Here is a 19,943-nt window from a genome sequence, read left to right as displayed (position 1 = left end):
GTTGTTTTCACAACGATTATTTCTTTAAAAGAGTGATGGTAAATTAAGTATTGTACTTTCGTTTTCTAGAAGGTCAGTGTTTTTTAAAGATGCTTTCATGTTTAATGAATTCCCTCTTAATGAATCTTCCAGAGATATATTTAAGGTTGGTTGTAATGCATATCGTTTATCGACCAAAAAGGTTGCATCATTAGATTTTATTTGTATTGGTGGTGTATCCGATGCAATACGCATATCTAGTATATAAGAGGTATTATTACCTAAAACATGATTTATTCCTCTCTCGACAGCTTCTTTTACAGTAGCGGGAGTAAGAACAACTTCGCCATGTTCTCCACCAAAAGCTTTTGCCAGATTTACAAAATCCATTTTTGGTCTTTCTAATCGCAAATAAGCGGGATCCATTGTTTTAGGGTTCCATCCATATCCGGGAGCTTTACCATAGGCAGCAACTACTTGTTGTAAGCCTAACTGTAATGTATGGTATTCGTGATTATTGGTAATGATATATAAGATTGGTAATTTTTCGTGCGCTGCTGTCCACCATGTTTGCGGATAGAATAAAGATGATCCATCGCCAATGGCATTAATGACTAATTTAGTACCAATTCCTTGTGAAGTTTTGTCTTCTAGTTTAATTCCTAATGATGCTGGCATTGACCATCCTAGTGAGCCTCCTGCTACACAATAGTAACTAATAGGTTTTGCTCCATTGGTTCCAAAAGGTAGATAATACTGAAATGGAGCTCCATCGGATACAGCTTCGTGTACATAGACAAAATTATCGGCTAAGTTGCGATCTTCTATAGCTTCTTTTAATGCTTTGGCTATAACAACTGCCCAGATATCTGGCTCATTCATAGCTTTTTCATGATACAGATCCCATTTTTGTGCACGAACAAGATCTAAGGCCTTGAGTTTTTGATTTCTTGCATCGGCTTCTTTAGGTCTTTGCGGGGAGATATAATTGTTTAGTATGGGTAACGTGGCTTTAATATCTCCTAAAATGGCTGTTTCACCATAAAAATTCTTAGCTATATCCCAAGTGTTGTTTGTAAGATAGGCTAGTTTTACCTGTTCTGGTATAAGCGGTCCATCTGAATATTTGAATACTGCTACTTGTGCCTGAGCTCCAAAACCGATTAAAAATGCAACGTCATGGTCTTTAAAAGCAGCTTGAACTCCTGCTTGGCTTCCTGCTAATTCTCCTTGCCAGTGATAGTCATTGTTTGGGAAGTTTGCAACACTACTAAAGGATTGTAAAACTACGGGTGCACCAATTAATTCGGCTAGGTCTTGAATTTCTTTCCAGGCATTGGCATATCCTACTGCATCGCCAGCTACAATAAGCGGGTTTTTGGCTGTAGCCAATAAATTAGCAGTTTCTTTAATAGACTCATCATCTCCTGTAAAGTGTGGAGAAATACGGGTAACTCCTTTTATTTTTTGATTTTCCTCGATGGCTACCATAGTAAATTCCCATGGTATAGAGATAAAAACTGGACCATTTGGCGGCGCCATAGCTTCTTTAAAGGCTCTTTGTAATACAAGTGGCATTTCTTCGGCTGTGCGTACTTCATGCGCCCATTTTGTGTATTGTTTGGCAAGATCTACTAAGTTTGATGCTAGTAATGGTTCTTGTGTTACCAGCTCGTTCTGTTGCTGACAACAAAGTACTACTAATGGCATTTGCGATCGATGAGCGTTAAAAAGATTACCAATACTGTGGGCAATTCCGGGTGTTACATGTACTATAAGTACTCCTGGTTTACCTGTCATTCGGGCTGAACCCATTGCAGCTCCAATAGCAATATTTTCGTGTAAACATTCTATATACTTAACTCCATTTTCGGGGTAAGAGGTTCCATCTATTAGTGGGATTTCGTTGGTACCGGGAACACCAAATATGTAATGGATTCCTAAATCTTTGAGAATATCAAATAAATAATCTCTGGTCCATCGCGTAGGTGGGGCAATAGCGTCTTTTTTCATTTCTTTTTGATTTTTAGCGTAGGTTACTAAATCAAAGATAGAAACAAGGTTTTATAGAAAATTGAGTATAAATACGTGTTTTACAATTAGTTGTTTTAATATTTTTGGAATAAAAAAGGAAGTGTTTTTAATGTAAAGAATAGAAGTTAATGTTGTATTTCGAAATTTTATTAGATATTACCTTTTATAATTCCTCTAGCTGATTGTTTTATAAAGTGTATGATTTTATCGCGTTCTACAGTTTGTTTAAAGTGGTTTTCAATTAATTCTAAAGCAAGGGTTGTATTTTTCTTTTCTTGAAAAATAATACGATATATTTCTTTGAGTTCATTTAATTTTTCAGTTTCAAATCCTCTCCTTTTTAAACCTACAGTATTTATGCCCACATAACTCAGTGGTTCTCGAGCTGCCATTATGTATGGAGGAATATCTTTTACAATGCGACTCATGCCACTAATCATGCTGTGCTCACCAATAACAGAAAATTGATGTATTGCAGTTAATCCACTAATATTAGCCCAATTGCCTACAATTACCTCTCCAGCCATCCCAACACTAAATCCTATAATACAATTATCTCCAATCAGGCTATCATGACCAATATGTGCATTAGACATCAATAAATTATTATCTCCAATTATAGTTTTTTGTTTGGATATTGTTCCTTTATTAATGGTTACAAATTCTCGTATAATATTGTTATTTCCGATTTCGAGTGTTGTATTTTCTCCATTATATTTTAAATCTTGTGGCATTCCTGCCAACACTGCTCCCGAATGTATTTGGCAATTTTCGCCAATTCTTGAGCCATTTAAGATACTTACATTATTACCAATCCAAGTATTATTGCCAATTATGACGTCACTTTCTATAGTAGTAAAATTTCCTATATGAACATTTTTCCCAATATTGGCTTTCTTTCCTATTATTGTATTTTTCACTTTTGCTTTATTAGTTGGCAAATGTTGAAAAAATATAAATGATTTAGATTGATGTAATATCAATTAATTGAAGCTCTTATTCGGCTTAAGGTTTCTGGACTTACATTGATAAGGGAAGCAATATGTTTTAATTTTGCTTTTTTTATGATGGAAGGAAATGAATGAAGTAAGTACATATATTTTTCCTGAGCACTCATTAGTTTATATGAATGATGGAATTCATTAAGTTTAGAAAGATATAGCCTTAGTAGTTTTATATGAAATTTTGCAAATAATGGGTATTCTAATAAAAGTTGCTCATCAGTATAAGATAAGGAATATAGTATAGTTTCTTCACAGGCTTGAAAGATTTCGAATGATGGTTTTTGTTCAAAAAAACTACTTAATGATGTAACGAACTGGTCGTTGGTATAAATCCATTTAGTTATTTCTTCACCATCATCAAGATAGAACCTACGGACTAATCCTGATTTTATGTAACTGATTTTTGAACATATTTTTCCTTCTTCAACGATAAACTCATTTTTAGCATAGGTTTCCTTGACAAAGCATTTTTTGATAGCTTGTTCGGTTTCGAAATCTAATTCTTGTAGCGTATTTATAAATGCAATTAGTTCGGTCATTTTTTACGAAGTTTTAGGAATCATCTTCCAGGTAATTTCTAGCACACTAAAATACTATTTAAACTGATATTTCCATAAAATCTCTAGCCCAGATAGCAACGGCATCCTTTTCTTTGTTTCTTTAACAAAGAAAAGATAGAGTGGAGAGCTGGAAATAGCTCCTTATTCTTCTCCTGTTCCGAAAAAATATCACGTAAAGACGCTAAATAGAAATGACAAAATTGTAGAGAAATTTTGCGCCCTCTGCGGTTAATTTTTTTGTCACAGATTAAAAGATTAAAATGATTTTAAAAAAAAAATACTTAGCGTCCTTTGTGTATCTCTTTGTGAACTTTGCGGTTAAATCGCTCAGGTTTCCTACGTCGAAATTGACAAACTATAGGGTTTTATTTAAGTGTAAGTTCTCCTAGAATTTCTTCGGACATGAATGGTCCTCCGGGATATTTGGCTGTATAATCAAGGTTTAGCCATACTTGTCCGCGTTCATCGATGTGATAGTGCAATGTTTTCTTGTAGCTTTCGTTTACAAAAAGGACATTTTTAATCAAGTAATTTACTTTTTCGAGGTCTATCATTGACCCAATTAATATTTCGGGGTAAATATGTCCTTTGGTATGAATAAGCCTTGGTGTGCCGCCAATAGAGCGTACAGCTGCCGCCATTAAAATAGAATGATCGTCGCAATCGCCCGAAAAATACATTAAGGACTCACTTGCTGTAGCGATATAGTCACCTTCTTTGGGATCATTTACATAATTCCATCGGCTATTGATTTCTTTAAAAACAGCAAAACATTGTATTATGGTTCTATAATCCGAATATCCTTTGATGTTCTTAAAATGTTTAGACGTTGCCATTATAGCAAAATTCCTCACTTTAGGATTTTGATATTCTATGGCATTAATAATCTTAGATTTGTTAGGAAACGGAAGTAGTTTGGCAACAATAATATCTTGAGGATAAGGATTATCAGACATGGTATAGATAATCGAATTGTAATCTTCGGCAACTTCGCTAAAGCCATAATTGCCCAAAGCGGTTCCGTAAAACAAGATTATGAGGTATAAAACGATACAAATAATGATTATCGTTTTTAATTGCATTAAGAGAAAATAGAGTGCTACGAGAACAAATATAAAGAGTAAAACTCTATCAAAATTAAAGGGCCAGTTGAGGTCGATTAAATTTTGGTGCAATATGATAAAAGTAGGAAGCGTGATTAAAAAACTCAATAGCATAATAATAACCTGGTTCCAAGGTGATTTTACCTGAAGGCTACTTTTAAGTTTTATTAAGTCAATTTTTCTATTTTTTATCATAATGCCCCCTAAGCAATTTTTAAAGAACTTTTACCGTTTCTACAAAAGTACCTTTTTTATCAATAATACTCAGTTCAAATAATTGATTTTGAATTTTATTAAATGTTTTTTCATTTAATGGTTTTTGTGACCATTGTGTAAGTTTTAACCATTCTTGAATATCTTCGACTTTTTGCTCAAATAATTCGGCTAAAGTTCTGTCTATGCTAGGTATTGACTTGAAATCTTCGGTTGTGGCGTTTATAACTTCTAGAATTGAAGCAATTACCTCTGGATTCTTTTTTAATACTTCGTCACGCACGGCAATTACAAATGATGGCCATGGAGTAGGACAGTCGGTTATGCGTCTGAAAATGCCTTTATCGACTAATGGTTTTGTCATGAAACGTTCCCACATAAAGTAATCGGCAGTTTTATTTGTTAGTGCTTCGACTGCGCCATCGATAGTGTTTACGATTTCGAATTCCAGATTATCTGTTTTCCAACCTTGATTATTGGCATTTACGTAAGCCATTAATTGTGATCCTGAACCTAAGCGGGAAATTGCTACTTTTTTGTTTTCTAAATCTCCGATGGTCTTATAATCTGATTTTGCCGCAACGTGTATTCCCCAAATTAAAGGCGATTGTACATATACTTGCACAATTTTGCTTGGGTTTCCTGCAGCTATATCTTTTACGATTCCTTCGGTTAATATTACAGCAATATCAGTTTCGCCATCGCGAAGCATCTGGCACATTTTGCCCGTTCCTTCGGGAACATCTGTCCATTGTAAATCGATTCCCTCGTTTTCGAATTCGCCATTTTCAATACATAAATGCCATGGTAAATTAAAATGCTCGGGAACACCTGCTATTTTTATAGTTTTCATTTTAGACTACTTAGATTATTAGATTAGTTGGACTACTTAGATTTTAGAAAATTTATTTAGCCTTTAATGGTGAAATTATAATGCGAAAACCATCTGGATCAAGAAACATTTTTCCGTTTTCTTCCAAATTCCAATATGGATTTTTAGCCGTTATAAATGATATGTCATTATTTATAATGTTAACTACTAATCGATTATATTCTAAAAGTGTTTCGGGATATAATACTATAGCATCGTCTTCATCTGAAGTATGATTGGCTTTATCATTCGACTTTGTAAATTCAAAATGCCAGCCTAAATCAGGTTTCCCGATAAAAGCTCCATCATAATTATTATGATTTTCAAAACCTCCTAGTCTTTCAAATCCCAAAATATTGACATAGAAATTTACTAGTTTTCCTAGATCATTTGTATGGCGAGCAACTCTTAAAGTCATACTATTTTTTTATTTGATTAATATGATGTTCCAAATGCTCAACGTAATCTTTCATCAAGAAATCGAGGTTAATCATAGAACCATCACTTAAAAGGATTTCATAATCTAATGCTTTTTCATCAACAGATTTTAAAAGTCTAATAATTTGCTTATTTATCGAGTACCAAAGCTGTATTAACTCCTCCATATCCATTGTTTGATATTGGTTTATGTTAACCAAATCTTTCTGGTTGTATGGCCTGTGATGATACGGCTTTGGCAGATAATTTATCTCTGTAAAACGAATTAAATTATGTATGGATGAATCTACAAGATGTCCTAAAATTTCTTTTTTTGACCATTTTTCAGGAGGTTTATTTTCTAAAGTTTCGTTGTCTAAAGATTTTAAATATTCTGAATTTTCATGGAGTAATTTTTCAAACTTGTAGATTGCATTTTGCATATTAATTCGTAATTAATTTGTTTAACGTGTATTTAATTAATTCATCTACAGCTTTGTATGGGTCTTCGCTAAAAGTTCCCGAAGCACGATTGGCAATAATTGCATTTAGTGATAATGCATGATGTCCTAAAAGTGCCGAAAGTCCATAAATAGCAGCAGTTTCCATTTCTAGATTTGTAATTCGGTTATCATTAAAAGTAAAATTATCCATTTTAGCATTTAATTCTTCATCCTGAATGTTTAAACGTAAAACACGCCCTTGTGGACCATAAAAACCTCCTGCAGTTGCAGTGATTCCTTTATGTATTTTGTCACTTTCGATAAGCTTTTCTAATTTCTCTGAACCAGCAATTACATATGGTTTTCCTTTACGGATGTCCCAATTGGTATGGTTTATAAAAGCTTCTTCCATTGCAACATTCGAAACTTCATCGATTAAATAAGAACGAAGCATATTATCAAGACCAAGTCCAAAAGTTGACATTACAAAACTATCTACAGGAATATCTGCTTGTAGTGAACCAGAAGTTCCAATTCTGATAATATTTAGAGAGGTTAGGTTTTCTTTTGGTTTACGAGTTTCTAAATCAATATTTACCAAAGCGTCTAATTCGTTTACTACAATATCAATATTATCTGGACCAATACCAGTAGACATTACAGTAATTCTTTTTCCTTTATAAACTCCAGTTTGAGTTTTAAATTCTCTTTTTTGTGTAGAAAACTCGATGCTGTCAAAAAACTGAGTAATTTTTTCTACACGATTTTGATCGCCTACAAAAATAATGTCATTTGCAATATGTTCTGGGCGAAGATTTAAATGATAGACGCTTCCGTCTGGATTTAGTATTAATTCTGATGATTGTATCATTGTTTTTTTTTTAAGGTTCAAAGGGTTTTTAAAGGTTCAAAGAGACAAAGGTTCTGAGATTCTAAGGTTTTCTTATAGAAGCGCATAACTGTACGTCTTTTTTTTTATTTTTTTAAAGGTTCAGTTCTGTAGAGGCGCACCGCAGTGCGTCTTTTCATGTGTTTTGTTATGATTTAACCGCAAAGGGCACAAAGGTTTCATACTAGATTTTCATAAACGCAAGGCTCGCAAAGAAAAATTTTGCGGTCAAAGTTATGTAACTGAAACCCGAAACTGATCACGGGACTAAACTCTAGCCTCCTACACGTTTTACTTTAAATCCTTTAGCTTTTAGTATTTCCATTATTTTATCTCGGTAATCACCTTGTATAATAATAGAATCATCTTTAAAAGTACCGCCAACGCTTAATTTGGTTTTAATTTCTTTGGCTAGGATTTTAAAATCTTCATCGGTTCCTTCGTAACCTTCGATTATGGTTGTAGCTTTTCCTTTTCGTTTTTCGTATTTACAAATCATAGGCTCTTTTTGAATAAAAAGCGTATGATCTTCTGGAACCACAATTTCGTCGGGAGATACTTCGTGATCCGGGAAAAGATTTTTTAGTTGGTCTTGTAAGTCCATTTGTAATTTATTTTAAAATTAAAAAGACATTAAGTATAAACTCAATGTCTTTTTATTATTAGGTAAATTTAAAGATTATTTTTTGATTAAACCCAAATCTACCAAACGTTCGTATAAATATTCTCCAGCAGTAATATCCTCGAATTTTTTAGGATTCTCGGCATCAATACAATTTTCTAAACAATCCAAACGCATATCGCTTACTGGGTGCATAAAAAACGGAACTGAGTAACGAGATGTTCCCCATAATTCTCTTGGAGGGTTAACTACTTGGTGAATAGTCGATTTTAGTCTGTTGTTGGTATGACGAGAAAGCATGTCTCCAACATTAATTACCAATTGATCATCTTCGGCAATGGCATCAATCCATTCTCCATCATGATTTTGAACTTGTAATCCTTTTCCTTGCGCTCCCATTAATAAGGTAATAAGGTTAATATCACCGTGAGCAGCAGCACGAATTGCATCTTTAGGTTCAGATGTAATTGGTGGGTAGTGAATAGGACGTAGGATAGAATTTCCGTCTTTGGCATATTTGTCAAAGTAAAATTCATCTAATCCAAGGTGTAATGCTAAAGCTCTTAAAACATAAACTCCAGTTTTTTCAAGCATTTGGTACGCTTCTTTACCAACTGCATTAAATTTAGGTAGTTCTGTTACTTCAACATTTTCTGGGTATTCTGAGGCATACTTTGAGTCTTCACTCACATACTGACCAAAATGCCAGAATTCTTTTAAGTCACCTTCTTTTCTTCCTTTGGCGTGTTCTGTACCAAAAGAAACATAACCTCTCTGACCTCCAATACCTGGAATTTCATAATTATGTTTAGATTCTATTGGCAATGCGAAAAATTTTCTAATTTCGCCATAAAGTTCGTCAACTAACTGATCATCTAAAAAATGACCTTTTAGGGCAACGAAGCCAATGTTTTCAAATGCATTTCCGATTTCATTTACAAATTTTTGTTTACGTTCCGGGCTGTCCGAAAGGAAATCACGTAAGTCTACACTAGGAATGTTTTGCATACTTTACATATTTATTGATAACTTGATTGGTTTAAAAACCATATCTTGAGCAAATGTAAAACTAATTTGTTATTTTTATTTCAACAAATGCTAATAATTTACAATTATATAACAAAATATAGCTTAATTGTTATATTTTTACAACATTCATTGACTAAATAATAAACCAAAAAATGATTTTTGACAGAAAAAAACTGACCAACGACCAACTACTAGATTTATACAAGAGAATTTTAAAACCAAGATTGATAGAGGAGAAGATGCTCATCTTAATCCGCCAGGGAAAAGTTTCTAAATGGTTTTCTGGAATAGGGCAAGAAGCAATTTCGGTAGGAGTTACTGCCGCTTTAGATTCCGATGAATACATTTTGCCAATGCACCGTAATTTAGGTGTTTTTACAGGAAGAGATATTCCATTATACCGTCTTTTTTCGCAATGGCAAGGAAAAGCAAATGGTTTTACCAAAGGTCGTGACAGAAGTTTCCACTTCGGAACACAACAATATAAGATTATCGGAATGATTTCGCATTTAGGACCACAATTAGGTGTTGCCGACGGAATCGCTTTGGCTAATAAATTAAAAAAGAATAATAAGGTAACTGCTGTTTTTACTGGTGAAGGAGCAACGAGCGAAGGAGATTTTCATGAAGCATTAAATATTGCTGCTGTTTGGGAATTACCTGTAATGTTTATTATCGAGAATAATGGTTACGGACTTTCGACTCCTACAAATGAGCAATATCGTTGCGAAAACCTTGCTGATAAAGGCGTTGGTTATGGTATAGAAAGCCATATTATAGATGGGAATAATATTCTGGAGGTTTATAACCTTTTATCAGAATTAAAACTTTCGATGATTGAAAATCCACGTCCTGTTTTATTAGAGTTTAAAACATTTAGAATGCGTGGTCATGAAGAGGCGAGTGGTACTAAATATGTTCCGCAAGACTTGATGGATATGTGGGCAGTAAAAGATCCTGTAAATAATTACAAGAACTACCTGACAGAAATAGGGGTATTAACGCCTGAATACGATGAGAAATTACATGCAGATATTAAAACGGACATTGAAGAAAGTTTGGTTATTGCCAATGTAGAATTTGAAATCGAGGCTTCGTATGAAGAAGAGTTAAATGATGTTTATGCGCCATATAGCTATAAAGAAATCACACCAGATCCTGAAGAAAAAAATATCCGTTTTATAGATGCTATTTCTTCAGCTTTAAAACAATCAATGCAATTACATCCTAATTCGGTTATAATGGGACAAGACATTGCCGAATATGGTGGTGCTTTTAAAATTACGGATGGTTTTGTAGATTTATTTGGAAAAGAACGTGTACGGAATACGCCAATTTGTGAAAGCGCTGTGGTTTCTGCCGGAATGGGACTTTCTATAAATGGTTACAAAGCGATTGTCGAAATGCAATTTGCCGATTTTGTTTCAACAGGATTTAATCCAATTGTAAATTTATTGGCAAAATCACATTACCGTTGGTTAGAAAAAGCGGATGTTGTAGTTCGTATGCCTTGTGGAGGCGGAACTCAAGCAGGACCTTTCCATTCGCAAACCAATGAAGCCTGGTTTACAAAAACTCCTGGTTTAAAAGTAGTTTACCCAGCTTTTCCTTATGATGCCAAAGGGCTATTAAATGAGTCTATCAATGATCCAAATCCAGTTTTGTTCTTTGAGCATAAACAATTATATAGAAGTATTTACCAAGATGTTCCAACAGATTATTATACAATTCCGTTAGGAAAAGCAGCTTTATTAAAAGAAGGTACAGCTGTTACTATCATTGCTTTTGGAGCTCCTGTTCATTGGGCTCTGGAAACGTTGGCTAAAAATCCTGAAATCTCAGCTGATTTATTAGATTTAAGAACATTACAACCGTTGGATACCGAAGCAATTTTTGAATCGGTTAAGAAAACTGGACGCGTAATAATTTATCAGGAGGATTCTCTTTTTGGTGGTATTGCAAGTGATATCTCGGCATTAATTATGGAAAACTGTTTCCGTTATTTAGATGCTCCTGTAAAACGTGTGGCGAGTTTAGATTCTCCTATTCCGTTTACAAAAGCACTTGAAGATCAATATTTACCAAAAGGTCGATTTGAGAAAGAACTTTTGGATTTGTTAGCTTACTAGAAGGTTCTGAGGGACTAAGGTTCTAAGAAGCAAAGGTTCAGAGGTACAAAGGTTTATCTTTAGACGCACCGCAGTGCGTCTAAAGATTTAACGGTTCAATGAAAAAAGGCTCAAAGGTTTTCTAAAGTTTACCTCTAACAGATTATCTAAAATAACAAAGCGAATATTTATATAAAAGAATGATGAGACTTATAATTTCATCATTTTTTGTTTATAGCAATATCATAATGATACAATCTTATCATTATGATAGGGATAGAATCTACCAATAAATATCTTATTATTGGCGCAAACCAAGCAAAGACAGTTTGTAACGCTTACACAGCAACCATAAACCTACATTGGTATGTAATTTGAATATTTCATTTTGTATTAGCATTATAAATAAAATCAAATACGCTAAATTAGATATGAAAACCCGACAACGTACCATAAGTTTTTCAGACAACCCCTTTTTATTGTCTGATCCATTCCCAGACAAAACAGCCTTATTATTAGGTATTCAACCAGCTGAGGAATTACTAACTTTCACCATTGAAATCGCCAATGCCAACCATCTATTTTGGATAAAAGAAATTTGCGAAACGACCTTATCATCGGCTATAGCAAGGGGAACAGGAATCTCAGGACGTTCTCCAGAATCGCTAGAGGAAAAAATGAAAAAGGGAGAAGCTATTATTGCTTTTGCATCTGACGGAACATGGGCAGGTTTCTCTTTTATTTCTTCTTGGGGTAATGGACAATTTGTTTCTAATTCAGGATTAATAGTCGCTCCACAATTCAGACATACTGGTCTTGCAAAAAGAATTAAAAGAAAAATCTTTTGGCTGAGCCGCCAAAGATATCCTAATGCTAGCATATTTAGTCTAACCACAGGGTTGACAGTAATGAAAATGAATCATGAACTCGGTTTTGAACCCGTTACTTATTCTGAATTAACTACTGACGAACGATTTTGGGAAAGCTGCAAATCCTGTATTAATTGCCCCATATTAATGAGTAAAGAAAGGAAAAACTGTTTGTGTACGGCAATGCTTTATAACCCAAAAACAAAACCTAATGAATTTTAAAATATAATCTATTGGTTGTAATTATTTTAACACATAGAAACATAGATTTTGGATTCTCAGAATAGGCGTTTTACTTGTTTAAAATAAACATAGTTCTTTATGTTAAAGAAATGTATTTCTTTTCGTTGCTCTTTTTTACATATAAAATCTATGTTTATGTGTTTAGTAAAATTTTCAGGATCTGAGCGAATATTTAATAAAAAAACACAAGTTTTAGAAAATTAGGCAAGAGATTAAGTGTTGTTTTTTAAGGGTTTATCTTTTGGTTTGTTTGATGATTTCTTTCAATGTTAACCATTGTTCTTCTTTTATGAAATGATCTCCGCTCTCTTGTGTATGATGTCCCGTAAAAAAGATTACGGGCATTATTTTCTGAAATTTCGGGTCATATTCTTCATTCCCATCCCTGATTACTTTATGGTTTAAAGAGCAGAACAGTTCAATATCGGTTCCGATTTTTCGGGCAATTATATTTTTTACGTCCCAGGAATACCCCCAATACTTTTTCTGATTTTCAATGATAACCGGATTGATATAAAGCAATATTTTGTCTTTTCCTATTATTAAATCCTGATCCCTAATAGTGTAATCTGCACCATCCTCGTCACCGTTTGTTTCAAATATTTCAGGTTCAGGATCATCATCTAAATTTATAAACCAACGATAATGAAAACCGTCATAATGTTTTGCTTTTTTTATAGTTTTATATTCCGATGAAATCCAGTATTCATTTCCAATTCCTAATGAATCTATCGCCGTTTTACAGATATAATCAGGAATTTTATCGCCTGTAAAATCAACACTTTCCACGCTTTCAATTTTTTCTGTGATGACTTTTCTAAGTTCATCCGTAGCGGGTATCATTTTGGTTTTTATAAAATAAACTGCCGTTGATGAATCTGTAATTACTGATGCTGTATTTTTCTCTTTTTGTTTTATACTGTCAGACTTTATAGGGTTGTTTTCCTGTTTTACAGTATCCTTACAAGAAATTAAAAGCGCCGTTAAAAAAATAAAAAGTATAGATTTCTGTTTCATTTTCAGGTTTTTAGAGATTATTTCCAGCCTTAACGGGTTCTTTTTGATGTTTTTTAAAATCGATCAAAAATAATAAAAAAGGGTTAAGTTGAGACTAGTCTAAAAAAATAAACCCGATACAAGATCGGGTTTATTATGATTAAGTTTACTTATAAATCAATTCAATTATTAGCGACTTAATTTTAAGAAAAAAATTAATTTATTCCTCCACCCAGAGCTTTATACAATAGTATTTGAGAGTTTACATTCTTTAATTGCATATCGACAAAATCAAGTTCAGCCTGAAGTCTGTTTTTTTGCGCACTGATTATTTCAAGATAATTAGCATATCCGCTCAAATACAAATCATTCGATACATTTACAGCAATTTCTAGATGTTCAATTTCTTTTGATTTATAGGCTAGAACATCTTCAAAAGCTTTTGTACGATATAATAAAGCACTCAACTCATTGTAAGCAACAGTGATAGATTTTTGATATTCAAGAAAACTAATTTGCTGTCTTTTATTGGCTGTAAAATATTCATGCTTAATTTCTCCTTTGTTAAATACCGGAGCTGTAATTCCTCCAAGTAATTGCCATGCAAATGATCCGCTATCAAAAAATGTGGAGAAAGAGAAGGAGTTAAATCCAGCATAACCACCCAAGTTTACAGTCGGAAAGAAAGCAGCACGAGCAGATTTAGCATCGGCTTTTGATGCCAATAATTCAAAATACGCTTGTGATACATCTGGTCGGTTGTGAATAATAGAATCAACACTTATTTTTTGATTCAAAACCTCAAGATGTCCTGATAAGAATTCTTTACTTCTGGTAATCTTACCACCGTATTCTCCTAAAAGCGTTAACAAAGCTTTTTCGGTTTGATCGATACTAAGATTTAATTCTTCGGCTTCAGCCAAAATATTATTGTTTTGAGCATTAAATTGCTGTACGGCTAATTCAGTTGCCTTACCAACAGACCTTTGTGCAGAAACGATATCAAGTGCACGTTGCTGTGTTTTAAGGTTTTTTTCATAAATAATAGCTTGTTTATCTAGCGCTATCAGTTTATAATATAGTTCGGCAACATCGCTCAAAAGTCTGGTTTGTAATAATCTCATTCCTTCTTGTGAAGCAAAAAATCGCTGACGAGCAGCCTTTTTTCGATTGCTTAATTTCCCCCATATATCAGCTTCCCAAGATACTTTTCCGCCTAAAAACAAATTAGGGGTAAGATCTGTATTGATTCTTTGCTTTTCGGATATATTCTGAGAAAAATTGGTATCAAAGTTTCCTACGCCATCCATTGTATATTTACCATAACGCGTCCCCGAAAGGTCAGCCCCCAAATCAAATGATGGGAGCAAAGCCAGTTTAGCAACTTTTAAATGAGAATTTGCTATCAGAATTCTTTCTTGCATTGCCAGATAATCAGGATTTTGAGCAATAACGATATCTAATATTTTTTCTAACTCAGGATCTTTAAAATACGTTTCTGTTTTTACAGGAATAAAAACTTGCAGACTGTCTGTTGTTGTTTTACGATTAACATCAAAGTTCTCTGGCAATGTTTTAGCCTTTTGCTGTTCTGCCACTTTAGGGGCAGAACAAGCAAAGAGTAACGTGGTAAATACAACTGGCAAAACATACATTGCTTTTCTTCCTTCGAAACTTACCGAAGGCATTGTATTTTTATAGAATTTATTAAGTGAATTTTTCATTGTTTAAATTTATTTTTTCGAAGCTTTTTCAAGTTTTGCGAATAGTATATAAAGGCCAGGAATGATTAAAAGACCAAAAACTGTCCCGATAAACATTCCTCCAGCTGCCGCAGTACCAATAGAACGGTTACCGATTGCACCCGCACCAGAAGCTATACATAAAGGAATAAGTCCGGCAATAAAGGCAAATGATGTCATTAAGATAGGTCTAAAACGAAGTCTGGCACCTTCTATAGCAGCTTCGGTTATACCTTGTCCTAGTTTGTTTTGAGCCATCGCAAACTCTACAATCAAGATGGCATTTTTGGCCAGTAGTCCTATAAGCATTACCAAGGCAACCTGAGCATAAATATTATTGTCTAACCCGACAGCGAGAAGCGCAAGATAAGATCCAAAAACACCTACAGGAAGCGATAATAGTACAGGGAAGGGAAGTAGCAAACTTTCGTATTGAGCGGCAAGTAATAAGTATACAAACAATAAACACAGGGCAAAAATGTATATCGTTTGGTTTCCTGACAGGATTTCTTCACGAGTCATTCCTGACCATTCTAGTTCAAATTTACCTGGGAGTTTTTCGGCAGCAATTTTCTCTACAGCTGCAATAGCTTCTCCAGAACTAAAACCTGGAGCAGGTTCACCATTGATCATCGCCGACATGTACATATTATAACGCGTAAGAACTTCTGGACCATAAACACGCTCTAATTTTACGAATGTAGAAAACGGAACCATTTCGCCTGCATCATTCTTAAGATACATATCTAGTATACTTTCAGGATTTTTTCTGAACTGCGGACTTGCTTGTACCATTACTTTATACATCTGAGAAAAACGAATAAAGTTTGTAGCATAAAACGATCCCAACATTGTTTGTAAAGTCGACATAGCATTATCTACAGAAACCCCTTTTTTGGCTGCAAGATCATAATCAATATGTATCATATATTGAGGGAAAGTAGCATCAAAACTCGTAAATGAATTTTGTATTTCGGGCGTGGCATTTAGTTCCTTTATAAAGTTTTTAGTAACTTCATCTGTGTTACTAATCGGACCTCCAGTTTTATCTAGTAAACGGAGTTCGAAACCACTTGTATTACCAAATCCAGGAACTGTAGGCGGAGCAAAAACTTCAATTTGCGCATCTGAAATGCCTTTTGTTTTCTCTGTTAATTTTGCAATAAAGTCGTTTACAGAGATATCTCGATTACTCCAATCTTTTAGGTTAATCATTCCCATACCGTAAGATGCACCAGCGATTTCGGTAACAATACTATAACCAGCAAGTGTAGTAACATTATCTACACCTTCTATTCCTTTTGCAATACGGGTTACTTCGTCAAGCACTTTTTCTGTACGTTCTACAGTAGCACCTTGTGGTGTAGTTACACTTACATATACCATTCCCTGATCCTCAGAAGGTATAAATCCTGAAGGTAAAAGAGCAGATGTACCCCAAGTAAGAATACAGAATAAAACCAAAATTCCTATGGTAACAGAGCTACGATCTGCAAGTTTAGAAAGTACTCTGATATATTTTGAAGTAATTTTGTCAAACCATTTATTAAATCGATAAAAGAAACGATCTAGCAATGATGTCTTCTCTTTGTTTGGATCATGTTTTCTAAGCATTATAGCACATAGTGCAGGAGTAAGCGTAAGCGCATTTACACCCGAAATTACAATACTTATAGCCATAGTAAGTGAGAATTGCCTATAGAAAACTCCAACTGGTCCGCTAAGGAAAGCTACAGGAATAAATACAGCAGCCATTACAATAGTAATTGCAATAATGGCACCAGTGATTTCTTTCATCGCACTTATGGTGGCGGGTAAAGGATCCATGTGTTCTTCCGTAATTTTAACGTGCACGGCTTCGACGACCACAATGGCATTATCTACGACAATTCCTATCGATAGTACTAAAGCAAAAAGCGTAAGAAGGTTTATAGAGAAGCCCATCATTGACATAAAAGTAAATGAACCAATCAGAGCCACAGGCACCGCCAATACAGGAATAAGAGTAGAACGCCAGTCTTGAAGGAATATAAAAACCACAAAGGCAACAAGAAGGAAAGCTTCTACAAGAGTGACTAAAACTTCGTCTATAGATGCATCAAGAAAACGAGATACATCATAAGCAATATTATAATTCATTCCCGGAGGAAAAGAAGTTCCTTTTAATTCTGCCATTTTTGCTTTTACGCTGGCAATTACTTCAGAGGCGTTAGAACCTGGTCTTTGCTTAAGCATAATCGAAGCCGAAGGTTTTCCATCGGTCTTAGAAACCATTCCGTAGCTCATAGATCCCAATTCTATTTTTGAGATATCCTTTAGTTTTAAGATAGTACCATCTGAGTTTGCTCTTAGCGGTATTTCTTCATACTGTTTAGGCTCATAGAATTTTCCTCCGTATTTAATAACATATTGAACGTGACTGTCCAGTTGTCCTGATCCTTCACCAACTTTACCCGGAGCAGCAGATATATTTTGCTTTTGCAATGAGTTTATAACTTCGTTTGCCGAAATATTATAAGACAGCATCTTTTGTGGATCAAGCCATACTCGCATCGAATATTCTTTCTGACCCATAATTTCTGCACGTCCAACACCATCAATACGCTTTAATTCCTGCAGAATATTAATATCTGTAAAATTGAAGATAAACTGTTCGTCCTGAATTTTATCTGTACTAGTAACATTCAGGTACATCAACATACTGTTAACTTCTTTTTCGGTTGTTACACCGGCTCGTATAACCTCTTCGGGAAGTTCATCTAGTATTGTGGTAACCCTGTTTTGTACGTTTACCGCGGCCAGATCGGGGTCGGTTCCTACTTCAAAAAATACTTGAATCAGCGTTAAACCATCGTTTGATGTAACTGTAGACATATAAGTCATTCCCGGCACACCATTTATGGCTCGTTCCAAAGGAAGCGCAACTGCATTGGCAGAAACCTCGGCATTGGCACCAGTATATTTTGCTGTAACTGTTACCGATGGCGGAACGATATCTGGAAATTGTGTTATAGGTAGCTGGAATAAAGCTAATATTCCGAGCAAAACTATCATAACCGAAATGATTAATGATAATATTTTTCTTTTGATAAACATCTCTATCATTTTATATCTTTTTAATTGTAATTAAGTGATTGATTACAAGCTTGCGCTTTGCATTTGTTTTATATTGATTTTATCTCCGTCTCTCAGTGATTGAGTACCTTCTTGTACGATAAGATCATTCTTTTTCAACCCTTTATTTAAGATATATACATCATCTAGAGTGCTAGCAATGGTAATATTGGTCATTTTTACGATACCCTCTTTGTTTACAACAAATACAAATTGTTTATCCTGAATAGAGAAAACTGCTTTATGAGGAATTAGCATAACATTGGTTCTTGGCTCAGAAATAATCAATTTTCCTGATGTTCCATGTTTTATAAACCCTTGCGGATTATTAAATTTGGCTTTGTATTGGATAGAACCCGTTTGTCTGTCAATCTCTCCATCGGCAGTTTTAAGTTCACCTTGTTGGTCATATACCATTCCGTTTGGCAATACCAGTTTTATATCCCCTTTAGTATTCAGGCTTTTATCTGCCATCATCTGGAAATAAATATTCTCTGGTATAGAGAAATAAGCATATACATCGTCTAACTGAGAAAGTGTAGTTAGGAGCGAACCATTTTCTACAAGACTTCCTTCCTTAAACGGAATACGATCTATTGTACCATCAAATGGAGCTCTTAATGTGGTAAAACTTATTTGCTGATTAATCGATTTTTTCTCAGCAGCAGCATGGGCAACTTTGGCTGTAGCCGCATCATGTTTTGCCTTAGATAATTCTAATTCCTGATTTGCAATGACCTTTTTATTAAAAAGAGTTTGTGCTTGCTCAAGCTCAACATTTGCCATTCTTAGGTCTGCCAACATGCTTTTATAAACAGCATCAGCTTTTATAAGTTGTATTTGTAATTCGGCATCGCTAATCTTAAAAAGGATTTGTCCTTTTTTTACCTTTTGTCCTTCACTAACATAGACTTTATCTAGTAATCCTGGTATTCGTACATGGATTTCAACATTATTTTTGGCGTGAACATCTGCAACAAATCGGTTAGAAACTACAGTGTCTCTTAAAGTAATCTTGTAAACTGGTAGTGTTTTTATATTGGCAGAGTCTTTTTGGGCTTTATCTCCGCAAGAGGTTAAAAATAGTAACGATAAACCGTACAACAGGAATTGTTTTTTACTAATAATCATGATTAATTTTTAAAGTATTATATAAATATGTTGCCTCCCAAATAATGATTTATAGGGAGTTGCAAATGAGAAAATATTGAATATGGAAGTGTATCGTATATTCCCTGGTGAGAGAATACCGTTCGTTAAGAATTATTTTTATAAGTTATAACCCCTTTATAATAATGGAAAACATTATTACAAAAGAGACTTCATATAAAAATACACAATCTTAAAATCTAGAAAAGTTGATATAAGTGTAGGTGAGTATGTCGCTGATTTTCATATATAGTAGCGATACTATAAATAACATTGTCCTTTAAAACCTTAAAGTGAACTAACTGGGTGTAGTAATCTTTTTTTAAGGCACTTGATTCAGAACTTACAATGCGATTTTTTATCTTTTTGATTATAAAATGCACGTCCAAATCATTAGACATTGATAGAGTTGAAGATACAGTCTCTAAAATATGCTCTTGTCCATTATAATTATCTAGTTCAAAAGAGTATTTGTAAAATTCCGTGCTACCTAAAAGGGAAAGCAAGAATAATAAAATAACAGATATAAACTTAATATGTTTCATAGGTAAATAGGCA

General features: G+C 34.1%; 17 protein-coding genes. 2 read left to right on the top strand and 15 right to left on the bottom strand.

Annotation, left to right across the window (positions count from 1 at the left end; translation table 11 throughout):
- Nucleotides 1–24 precede the first annotated feature (24 nt).
- The 10 genes from B8T70_RS02680 to B8T70_RS02635 form a co-directional block, all read right to left on the bottom strand.
- Nucleotides 25–1,992, bottom strand: coding sequence for a thiamine pyrophosphate-binding protein (locus tag B8T70_RS02680; RefSeq protein ID WP_086893821.1), 1,968 nt, complete (start codon nt 1,990–1,992; stop codon nt 25–27).
- A gap of 170 nt (nt 1,993–2,162) precedes the next feature.
- Complete coding sequence (lpxA, locus tag B8T70_RS02675) at nt 2,163–2,933, bottom strand: acyl-ACP--UDP-N-acetylglucosamine O-acyltransferase (protein ID WP_086893864.1); 771 nt, start codon at nt 2,931–2,933, stop codon at nt 2,163–2,165.
- A gap of 59 nt (nt 2,934–2,992) precedes the next feature.
- Nucleotides 2,993–3,556: a Crp/Fnr family transcriptional regulator gene (locus tag B8T70_RS02670; RefSeq protein WP_039114146.1), complete on the bottom strand. Its 564-nt coding sequence runs from the start codon at nt 3,554–3,556 to the stop codon at nt 2,993–2,995.
- A gap of 386 nt (nt 3,557–3,942) precedes the next feature.
- On the bottom strand, nt 3,943–4,875 hold the full coding sequence (locus tag B8T70_RS02665; protein ID WP_039114143.1) for a hypothetical protein: 933 nt from the start codon (nt 4,873–4,875) through the stop codon (nt 3,943–3,945).
- A gap of 19 nt (nt 4,876–4,894) precedes the next feature.
- Nucleotides 4,895–5,746: a substrate-binding domain-containing protein gene (locus tag B8T70_RS02660; protein WP_086893820.1), complete on the bottom strand. Its 852-nt coding sequence runs from the start codon at nt 5,744–5,746 to the stop codon at nt 4,895–4,897.
- Nucleotides 5,747–5,798: 52 nt separating this feature from the next.
- A complete protein-coding gene (locus B8T70_RS02655) occupies nt 5,799–6,182 on the bottom strand; it encodes a VOC family protein (protein ID WP_086893819.1) in 384 nt (127 codons plus the stop codon).
- 1 nt (nt 6,183) lies between these two features.
- Complete coding sequence (locus B8T70_RS02650) at nt 6,184–6,624, bottom strand: DinB family protein (protein ID WP_086893818.1); 441 nt, start codon at nt 6,622–6,624, stop codon at nt 6,184–6,186.
- Between the two features lies 1 nt (nt 6,625).
- Nucleotides 6,626–7,495 (bottom strand): nucleoside phosphorylase, encoded by an 870-nt coding sequence (locus B8T70_RS02645; RefSeq protein ID WP_086893817.1) that lies wholly within the window; start codon nt 7,493–7,495, stop codon nt 6,626–6,628.
- Nucleotides 7,496–7,787: 292 nt separating this feature from the next.
- Complete coding sequence (locus B8T70_RS02640) at nt 7,788–8,117, bottom strand: translation initiation factor (protein ID WP_039114137.1); 330 nt, start codon at nt 8,115–8,117, stop codon at nt 7,788–7,790.
- A gap of 75 nt (nt 8,118–8,192) precedes the next feature.
- Nucleotides 8,193–9,143, bottom strand: coding sequence for an isopenicillin N synthase family oxygenase (locus tag B8T70_RS02635; RefSeq protein ID WP_086893816.1), 951 nt, complete (start codon nt 9,141–9,143; stop codon nt 8,193–8,195).
- 173 nt (nt 9,144–9,316) lie between these two features.
- Between B8T70_RS02635 and B8T70_RS02630 the strand changes: the two genes are divergently transcribed.
- Nucleotides 9,317–11,293 (top strand): thiamine pyrophosphate-dependent enzyme, encoded by a 1,977-nt coding sequence (locus B8T70_RS02630; protein WP_086893815.1) that lies wholly within the window; start codon nt 9,317–9,319, stop codon nt 11,291–11,293.
- Between the two features lie 410 nt (nt 11,294–11,703).
- The gene (locus tag B8T70_RS02625) at nt 11,704–12,363 is read left to right on the top strand and encodes a GNAT family N-acetyltransferase (RefSeq protein WP_242667416.1); all 660 of its coding nucleotides are present in this window, start codon (nt 11,704–11,706) and stop codon (nt 12,361–12,363) included.
- A 255-nt stretch (nt 12,364–12,618) separates the two neighbouring features.
- Here the strand turns inward: B8T70_RS02625 and B8T70_RS02620 are convergent, their stop codons facing one another.
- From B8T70_RS02620 to B8T70_RS24080, 5 genes are all read right to left on the bottom strand, one after another.
- Nucleotides 12,619–13,401 carry a hypothetical protein gene (locus B8T70_RS02620; protein ID WP_086893814.1) on the bottom strand — a complete coding sequence of 261 codons (783 nt, stop codon included), beginning with the start codon at nt 13,399–13,401 and terminating at the stop codon, nt 12,619–12,621.
- Nucleotides 13,402–13,595: 194 nt separating this feature from the next.
- Nucleotides 13,596–15,104, bottom strand: a complete 1,509-nt coding sequence (locus tag B8T70_RS02615) for a TolC family protein (RefSeq protein ID WP_086893813.1) — start codon at nt 15,102–15,104, stop codon at nt 13,596–13,598.
- A 9-nt stretch (nt 15,105–15,113) separates the two neighbouring features.
- The gene (locus tag B8T70_RS02610) at nt 15,114–18,227 is read right to left on the bottom strand and encodes an efflux RND transporter permease subunit (protein WP_086893812.1); all 3,114 of its coding nucleotides are present in this window, start codon (nt 18,225–18,227) and stop codon (nt 15,114–15,116) included.
- Nucleotides 18,228–18,260: 33 nt separating this feature from the next.
- Entirely contained in the window at nt 18,261–19,367 is a 1,107-nt protein-coding gene (locus B8T70_RS02605) for an efflux RND transporter periplasmic adaptor subunit (protein WP_086893811.1), read from the bottom strand.
- 218 nt (nt 19,368–19,585) lie between these two features.
- Nucleotides 19,586–19,943, bottom strand: a 358-nt coding sequence (locus B8T70_RS24080; protein ID WP_242667415.1) for a hypothetical protein, incomplete at its 5' end; no start/stop codon positions are given.

Source organism: Flavobacterium sp. AJR, from assembly GCF_002156885.1.
Taxonomy (GTDB): Bacteria; Bacteroidota; Bacteroidia; order Flavobacteriales; family Flavobacteriaceae; genus Flavobacterium.
This window is presented reverse-complemented; position numbering and strand designations above follow the sequence as displayed.

Bases quoted from the DNA above. Each gene is read 5' to 3' on its own strand.
- B8T70_RS02680 (WP_086893821.1), bottom strand. From the start codon at position 1,992: ATGAAAAAAGACGCTATTGCCCCACCTACGCGATGGACCAGAGATTAT.
- B8T70_RS02670 (WP_039114146.1), bottom strand. From the start codon at position 3,556: ATGACCGAACTAATTGCATTTATAAATACGCTACAAGAATTAGATTTC.
- B8T70_RS02665 (WP_039114143.1), bottom strand. From the start codon at position 4,875: ATGATAAAAAATAGAAAAATTGACTTAATAAAACTTAAAAGTAGCCTT.
- B8T70_RS02660 (WP_086893820.1), bottom strand. From the start codon at position 5,746: ATGAAAACTATAAAAATAGCAGGTGTTCCCGAGCATTTTAATTTACCA.
- B8T70_RS02655 (WP_086893819.1), bottom strand. From the start codon at position 6,182: ATGACTTTAAGAGTTGCTCGCCATACAAATGATCTAGGAAAACTAGTA.
- B8T70_RS02650 (WP_086893818.1), bottom strand. From the start codon at position 6,624: ATGCAAAATGCAATCTACAAGTTTGAAAAATTACTCCATGAAAATTCA.
- B8T70_RS02645 (WP_086893817.1), bottom strand. From the start codon at position 7,495: ATGATACAATCATCAGAATTAATACTAAATCCAGACGGAAGCGTCTAT.
- B8T70_RS02640 (WP_039114137.1), bottom strand. From the start codon at position 8,117: ATGGACTTACAAGACCAACTAAAAAATCTTTTCCCGGATCACGAAGTA.
- B8T70_RS02635 (WP_086893816.1), bottom strand. From the start codon at position 9,143: ATGCAAAACATTCCTAGTGTAGACTTACGTGATTTCCTTTCGGACAGC.
- B8T70_RS02630 (WP_086893815.1), top strand. From the start codon at position 9,317: ATGATTTTTGACAGAAAAAAACTGACCAACGACCAACTACTAGATTTA.
- B8T70_RS02625 (WP_242667416.1), top strand. From the start codon at position 11,704: ATGAAAACCCGACAACGTACCATAAGTTTTTCAGACAACCCCTTTTTA.
- B8T70_RS02620 (WP_086893814.1), bottom strand. From the start codon at position 13,401: ATGAAACAGAAATCTATACTTTTTATTTTTTTAACGGCGCTTTTAATT.
- B8T70_RS02615 (WP_086893813.1), bottom strand. From the start codon at position 15,104: ATGAAAAATTCACTTAATAAATTCTATAAAAATACAATGCCTTCGGTA.
- B8T70_RS02610 (WP_086893812.1), bottom strand. From the start codon at position 18,227: ATGATAGAGATGTTTATCAAAAGAAAAATATTATCATTAATCATTTCG.
- B8T70_RS02605 (WP_086893811.1), bottom strand. From the start codon at position 19,367: ATGATTATTAGTAAAAAACAATTCCTGTTGTACGGTTTATCGTTACTA.